At 71.0% G+C, this 7461-nt stretch carries 6 protein-coding genes; 3 read left to right on the top strand and 3 right to left on the bottom strand.

The features are described 5' to 3' along the window. A partial coding sequence (locus AB0C29_RS24600; RefSeq protein ID WP_360824306.1) for an alpha/beta hydrolase occupies positions 1 to 904 on the bottom strand: 904 nt, incomplete at its 3' end. Positions 905 to 976: 72 nt separating this feature from the next. Between AB0C29_RS24600 and AB0C29_RS24595 the strand changes: the two genes are divergently transcribed. Beyond that, positions 977 to 2029 carry a class I SAM-dependent methyltransferase gene (locus AB0C29_RS24595; RefSeq protein WP_360824303.1) on the top strand — a complete coding sequence of 351 codons (1053 nt, stop codon included), beginning with the start codon at positions 977 to 979 and terminating at the stop codon, positions 2027 to 2029. A gap of 32 nt (positions 2030 to 2061) precedes the next feature. Here the strand turns inward: AB0C29_RS24595 and AB0C29_RS24590 are convergent, their stop codons facing one another. Both AB0C29_RS24590 and AB0C29_RS24585 read right to left on the bottom strand, forming a co-directional pair. After that, positions 2062 to 4701, bottom strand: coding sequence for a hypothetical protein (locus AB0C29_RS24590; protein WP_360824300.1), 2640 nt, complete (start codon positions 4699 to 4701; stop codon positions 2062 to 2064). 188 nt (positions 4702 to 4889) lie between these two features. Then, entirely contained in the window at positions 4890 to 5390 is a 501-nt protein-coding gene (locus AB0C29_RS24585) for a hypothetical protein (protein WP_360824297.1), read from the bottom strand. Positions 5391 to 5672: 282 nt separating this feature from the next. Between AB0C29_RS24585 and AB0C29_RS24580 the strand changes: the two genes are divergently transcribed. Together AB0C29_RS24580 and AB0C29_RS24575 are read left to right on the top strand one after the other, a co-directional pair. Next, positions 5673 to 6509 (top strand): type II CAAX endopeptidase family protein, encoded by an 837-nt coding sequence (locus tag AB0C29_RS24580; protein WP_360824294.1) that lies wholly within the window; start codon positions 5673 to 5675, stop codon positions 6507 to 6509. Positions 6510 to 6593: 84 nt separating this feature from the next. Next, the coding region (locus AB0C29_RS24575; RefSeq protein WP_360824291.1) for a hypothetical protein at positions 6594 to 7461 on the top strand (868 nt) is incomplete at its 3' end.

Below are 7461 nucleotides of genomic sequence, written 5' to 3'. Positions count from 1 at the left end.
GGCGGTCCAGGGCGCGGGTCCACCGCCGCGGCGCCGACCCGGAGCCGGTCACGAAGTCGCGCAGCCAGCGGTTGACCGGCACCGGATGCCGCGCCGGCGGCAGGTGGCCCGCCCCGGCCATCCGGATCAGCCGCCCACCGGTCAGCTCGGCGAAGCGCTCCCCCACGCCGATGGGTACGCACCGGTCGTCCTCGCCGTGGATGACCAGCACCGGGCAGCGCAGGCCGCGCAGCAGCGCCTCGACCGCGGGCAGGCCGGGCACCGACTCGGGCGCGTCCTCGCCGGCGATCAGCGCCTCCGGCCCGGTCTCCAGCGCCCAGGAGACGCAGTCCTCGAGCTGCTTGGTGGAGTGCGGTTCGGGCAGCAGCGTGGCGAAGAACCACTCGACGAAGCCCCGGTAGTCGCGGCGCCACGAGTGCCGGTTGTACTTCTGCCAGCCCTCGTAGTGCTCGCGGTCGGCCTCGAAGTCGAACACCGCGCGTTCCGGCAGCGGTGGGGCCAGACCGGCCACCCGCGGCGCGATCGCGACCAGGCCGGTGAACCGCTCCGGATGCTCGGACACGGCCAGCGCCGCCCGCCACGCACCCCGGCTGAGCCCGACGACCGTCGCGCGGTCCACCCCGGCGGCATCCAGCACCGCGACGAGATCCCTCGCGTACGCCCGGTCGGTGTACGCAGCCGGATCGGCCGGGCGGTCGGAGCGCCCGTTGCCCCGCGGATCGACCGTGATCACCCGGAAGTACCGGGACAGGTACGCCACCTGCAACTTCCAGATCCGCGAGTCGACGACCAGCCAGCTCGGCGCGAGCAGGACCGTCCGGTCGCCGCTGCCGTACACCGCGTAGCCCACCTTGACGCCGTCGTGGTCGACCCAGCCCTCGGCGTCGGGTTCCCGTGCCCTCATCGCGCCACCCTCTCCCCCGCCATTGCAGCCCGGTTGCAACGGCGGCGCAACGCCCGGCAGCACCGTGGCGGCATGGCTATCAACGAGAACAAGCTGAACGAGTTCATCGGCCGTTTCGTCGGCGACCTGGGTGCCACCGTCGCGGCGGGCAACGTCGTGATCGGGCACCGCCTCGGCCTCTACAAGGCGCTGACCCACGGTCCGCTCACGCCCGGGGAGCTGGCCGAGCGTACCGAGACCGACCCGCGGTACGTCACCGAATGGCTGCGCGGCCAGGCGGCAGGCGGCTACGTCGACCGCGACGGCGACGACCGGTACGTCCTGAGCGAGGAACAGGCGTTCGCGCTGGCCAACCCCGACGGCCCGCTGTACGCACCCGGCGCGTTCCTGCTCGCCCTCGGTGCCCTGCGCGCCGAACCACGGATCACCGAGGCCTTCCGCAGCGGCGCCGGGCTGGGCTGGAACGAGCAGGACGCGGACGTGTTCGTCGGCTGCGAGCAGTTCTTCCGCCCCGGCTACATCGCCAACCTGGTACCGAGCTGGATCCCGGCGCTGGACGGCGTCGAGGCCAAACTGCGCTCCGGCGCCCGGATCGCCGACGTGGGCTGCGGGCTGGGCGCGTCGTCGGTGCTGATGGCCACGGCGTACCCGCGCTCGACCGTGCACGCCTCCGACTACCACCAGGGCTCGATCGACCTGGCCCACAAGCGCGCGGCGGACGCCGGCGTCGCGGACCGGGTCAGCTTCGAGGCGGCCGGCGCCCAGCAGTTCAGCGGGGACCACTACGACCTGGTCACGACGTTCGACTGCCTGCACGACATGGGCGACCCGCTGGGCGCGGCCCGGCACATCCGCGACGCGCTGGCCCCGGAGGGCACCTGGATGATCGTCGAACCGGCCGCCGGTGACACGGTCGCGGACAACATGAACCCGGTCGGGCGGGTCTACTACGGGTTCTCCACGTTCCTGTGCGTACCGAACGCGATGTCGCAGCCCGGCGGGTATGCACTGGGGGCGCAGGCGGGCGAGGCGGCGGTGCGGCAGCTGGTGACCGATGCGGGCTTCACCCGCTTCCGCCGGGCCAGCGAAACCCCGTTCAACAACGTGTACGAGGCCCGCCGCTGACCCGGCCGGCGGAGGATTGCCGCCTCGGCTGACTATCTCTTCCTGAGATCGGCGACAGTCGCAGACAGCGCGTCGCTGAGCAGTCGGTCGAGGCCGGCGATCCGCTGCCGGGGAAGGGAGTCGATGGCTACTGCGGCCCACGCGCCGCAGGCCTCGTTACGGCCTGCTGCGATGCACCTCTCATGCCATACCTCCACCACGGATCGGTCGGTCCCGCGGAAAACTGTCCGGATCTCTCTGACGATTGCGGCGCCGTACGTGACCGACACGGTCCGCATGCTGCGATGGGCGACGCCGCCCGAGTCCCGGGAATCGGGGAAGGTCAGTTCCGGACAGCGGTTGGCCAGCGCAGCGACATCCGCCCAGTTCTCGGCCAAGGCCGCCGCATGCGGATACTCCACCAGCGTGAGCGTCAGGTCCGCGGTGAACGGCGCGATCGCCTTGTCCGTGGTCCTGAAGGCGATTTGTTCCGCGGATGTCCGCACCGCCTTCCATTTCGCGTCGAAGTTCACCGACGCCCGCTCACACGCCGCCGGGGAAACTCTCACGTTGTTCCCCGGCTCGAGCTTGACGGCGGACCAGCCGGGTAATGCTGCCCCGGCGACCTTCAGAGCCCGGTGTGCCGCCGCCCGGGAAAGATCTCGCTCCGGCTCGAGCGGACCGCTCGTTTCCCGAGGCGGTGCGGACGGTGGGGGTTGCCACGTGTCGAGACCAATCTCGACGCGGTCGTTGTCGCCCGGCCGACCGGTGACGGCTCTCGCCGAACTGGTGAGGATGACCGCAGCTACCGTGGCGGCGAGCACCGCTGTTGCGCGCGCGCCGAACCCGATGGTGCCGGGGGCCCGATGCACGCCTGTTCTGCCGTCCAGGATGTATCGGATCAGTCTTCTGGCTGCGACCAGTACCGGGGTGAGAACGAGGGTGAGGACAAGGAGCAGGCGGGTGGGATTCACCAGATAGTCGGCGAGGTTCCCGAGCCAGGCGCGGGCCGGTAGCTCCGTGATGACGACATCGGCCACGAACAGCACCACACCCAGTGTCAGGGCTGTGGCCCACCCTGCTGACACCGCCCAGGCCGGCCCGGGCCGATCCCCGGACCGTCCGCGCAGGACACCGATGACGGCGATCACCAGCCAGCCGGCTGCCGCGCACGCCCACCACCGCTGCCCGAGCAGTGATTCCGCCAGATCGGCGTCGACCTGGTGCCGGTACTGCAGGTAGAGGACCGGTACAGCGACCGCTGTCCCGGCCGCGAGCGACACTGCGGAATCCCGGACGAGCGATCGCGGCGGCCGTCCGGTGGACACCGCCAGGGCGCCGATGAGAGCGAGCACCAGCAGGCTCGGATGGACGGTGTCGGTCATGCCGCCCTGCCGAAGGGCAGTGCGCTGCGCCTCCACTACGGCACTCGGCGCGGAGGCCAGGATCGCCGCCTCGATGCCGCGCGCCAGAACATATCCAATGAGCGAGGCACCGATGACAGCGAAGAGAGTTCGCCGGCCGCGACTTGCGGGCTCCCTCGGAGCGAGGACCGTGAGCAACCAGACCGCGCCGGCGAACGCGAGCAGAATTATCACGAGCCACCACCGCGCCTGCGACGCGCTTCGAACAATGTTGATGGAAAGGCCGGGAACGTTGGCCAGCGTCCCGGAGGTCAGTCCTACGACAGTGGCCGCGACGAAAGCGAGGCGATTGCGGCCGGTGGCGGTCTGCCCTTGCCACAATGCCGTCAGCAGGATCCCCAGGAGCGCACCGACCGCACCACACAGTGGCGGGACCGTGTAACCGGTCCACCCCCACAGGTTGCTCACCAGGACGTAAAGCGGCGAGATCAGAGTCACACTCACGAAGGTGACGGCTGCTACCAGCAGAAACGTTCCGCCGTCGGGAATCGGCGCGCCGTCGGCCACCTGCCGACGCAGGGATCGGTCCGGGTGAACGCGAAAGACCTGCCCGATCGCCGTCGTCAACGCTCCGCGGGAGGCCGCCTCGGTGTGTCGGCCGAGGAGGTTCGCCATCGGTGCAGGGTCGTTCATGCGTACCGTGGCGACGCGGTCCGCGACGTGCTCACGGAGCCGGAGAACGCGGGCACGGATCACCGCGAGCGTGCATCCCAGCACGGCCAGGGTCGCGGTTCCGTACCAGAAGGTGACACTCGACGCGCCCCGGAACAGCAGGGGGAACACCGCGGCGATCAGGACCGCCGACCCGGCCCAGGAGGACCACGACACCCACGACGCCAGCGTGAGGTCACGGGCCCGGACGTGGGCGAGTTCATGGTGCACGATCGGTTCGAAGTCGGCCTTCCCGGGCAACGCGAGCGCGGCCGGCACGACGACCAACGGTCTGGTGAGGGGCAGGCTGAGCGTGAACGCCTCGGAAAGACCCGACACGGCGCCGGCGACCCGGAGCTGAGGCCTTCGGCGCCCGGACAGCTCGTGCGCGCCACAGAGCTCGGCGAACCGTACTGCCGCTGCCGCGAAACTGTCCCCGGTCTCCCGGCCCGCGCGACGCAGGCGCCACCGGACCCACAGATGCTGCCCGATCATCAACAGGAAGGTCAGCAGCCAGGTGACGGTCACACCGATCAGGACAGCGACCACCGTGGCTCGGCGGAACGGTGCGACGCACTCGTCGAACTCGGCGAGTGCCTTCGGCCGGTCGGCCGGCACGATGCCGTCGGTGATCCCGTCCAGGCCCAGGTTCAGCTCGCACACCACGGTGACGGAGTCGTCGACAAGGTGATAGCCGGCGCCGGCGGCCCAGCCTGCCGCCATGCCGGCGGAGGTCAGGACGAGGGCCGCGACGAGATAGAGCCACCATGCCTGGCCGGCATCGCGTGGCGCCCGAGCGCCACCAGTCACGAGACATCCCCGGGCCGCGGGCCGAAGACCGAGTCAGCGAGCAGCACGGCCTTCCTCTTGCTGAGCCCGAGTTCCTGCGCGTGAGCCACACAGGTCGCGTGCAACTCCGCCTGTTGTCCGGGATCGATCATGACCCGCGGCTGCGGTCTCGATCGGCGCCGAGGCCACCGCCGGCCCCGCAAACCTGCATAGCCTGCCTCGCCCAGGACAGTGGCGAGCGTGCCGGCGATGACGTCGAACACCAACTGGATGTCGAGCTCGGACGGAATCCCGATGCGGGCAGTACCGCCGGGTGGCCGTCGGCGGTCGGCCCGGCGACCGATCTTCCCGGCCAGCCACGCCTGGGCCACGCTGTCGAACAGCGGCAGCTCCTCGGACGCGATCCGGGCGACACCGGTCCGCGCCATCTCCACGACCTCGAACGACGCACCCGTGACACTTGCCTGATCCACTGACTCGACTCCAAACTGCGGCCTGAACGATTCCTCCCATGTCACGGCCGGCAGGACCCGACAGGTCGAAGGAAACGCTGTCGTGTCCCGGACAATCCGGAAGCCGGAGCAAGGCCACCCACGATCGCACGGTTCCGTCGCCCCGATCGGGAGCGCCGGATCGTTTCCACCCGGCCGGATCCGCACCGGAGCCGAACGTCGTAACCCGACCGTGTCCGCGACCTCCGGCCCTCGGGCCCGCACAACGCGAAGACACCAGAAAACCGGCCCCCGGTCCGCCAGCCGCCCGGCTTACCGGCGGCCGCCTCCGCTGGCAGCGTCAACGCCATGAGATCCCGAGTCATCCAGGACGGGCCGGAGCTCCGGCCGGTCACCACCGAGCAACGGCCGGGGGTCGCGGCGTGGGTCCGCGGCCACCGGCTCACCACCTTCTTCGTGCTGGCGTTCGTGCTGGCCTGGTGGTCGTGGCCGCTGTACCAGTTCGACATCTGGCCGCGGCAGGCGTTCAACGCCATCGGCGCGCTGCTGGCCGCCCTGATCGTCATCGCGGTCGCCGAGGGCCGGCCGGGGTTCCGGGACCTGGGCCGGCGGATGATCCGCTGGCGCGTGCCGTGGTACTTCTACGCGTTCGCGCTCGGACTGCCGCTGGTCGTCCGTTTCGCGGCGGTGCTGGTCAACAGCGGGCCCGCGCCACAGTGGAGCAACCTGGCCTGGAGCAGCTTCGCGTTGATGTTCCTGGTCCGGCTGGTCAATCCGATGGACGGGCCGCTGGCCGAGGAACCGGCCTGGCGGGGCTTCGCGGTGCCGCGTTTGCAGGAACGCCGTTCACCGCTCATGTCGGCCGTCATCCTCGGCGTGCTGGTGGCGCTCTGGCATCTGCCGCTCATCGGTGACACCGGCTGGATCGGCATCGTGACCACCTTCGTCATCACGATCGTCTACGTCTGGCTGTTCAACCGGACCGGCGGCAGCGTGCTGCTCGTGCTGCTGTTCCACAACGCCCAGGGCTTCGTGACCATGGGCGACCTCGGCTACACCGGTACGGACCTGGCCCGCCAGCAGCTGATCGAGTTCGCCGCGTGGACCGTCGTGGCCGGCCTGCTGATCGTGCTGGACCGGGCCGCCTGGCGCGTACCCGGCCGGGTGGACCAGCCGGCGCGATGAGCACCCGATTCCGGGCGGTGGACGGCGTAGCCTGAGCGCGAGCCGTCCGCCGTCCAGGAACGACCGTCCGGGACAGGAACCGTGATGCCGAGCCGTCCCTCCTCCGCACTGCTGCTGACGATCGGCGCCACTCTGCTGGTGGCCCTGGCCGGAATCGTCGGGCTGGGTGTGTCCGTCGGCGTCCACCCGGCGCACATCGCGATCATCAGCTGGCTGATCCTGGCCTACGGGATCAGCGGCCTGATCGCCTGGCGCCTGCGGCCCACGAGCCGCCTGGGCCCGCTGATGGTCCTCGCCGGAGCCGGGGCTCTGGCCGGCGCGCTGAGCTGGATCGGCGGCGACGGCATCGCGCACACCGTCGGCCAGGCGGTGGACGTGCTGCCACTGGTCATGTTCGTGCACGTGTTCCTGACCTATCCCAGCGGCCGGCTGCGGGCCCGCCCGGAGCGGCTGATCGTCGTCACCGGCTGGGTCGCGGCTCTCGGCGGCCAGCTCGCCGCGATGCTGCTCGGCGGGTTGCAGCCGCACCGGATGACCGTGCTGGACCGGCCGGGGCTGGCCGTGGCCGTCTACAACGTCGAGCTGGCCGTCGTCAGCGCCGTGGCGCTGGCCGGTGTCGTGCTGCTGGTGGTCCGGCGCCGGACCCGGGGCCGGCCGTTGCGCCGCTCGTTGTCGCTGCTGGTCGACTCGTTCGCCGTCGGCCTGGTGATGATCGCCGTGCTGCTGGTGGTCGGGGTCCTCGGCGGGCCGGCGTTCCCGGTGGTGCAGCGGATCAGCCTGGCCCTGCTGGGCGTGGCCCCGATCGCCTTCCTGGCCGGCCTGCTCCAGGCCCGGCTGGCCCGCAGCGCGGTCGGCGACCTGGTCGTCGCGTTGCGCGGTGACCCGGCCGACCTGCGCACCCCGATCGCCCTGGCGCTGCGGGACCCGTCCCTCGACCTGCTCTACTGGCTGC

The sequence above is a fragment of the Actinoplanes sp. NPDC048791 genome, from assembly GCF_040650095.1.
Lineage (GTDB): Bacteria > Actinomycetota > Actinomycetes > Mycobacteriales > Micromonosporaceae > Actinoplanes.
The sequence above is the reverse complement of the archived record's forward strand: the minus strand, read 5'-3'. Positions and strand labels throughout refer to the sequence as shown.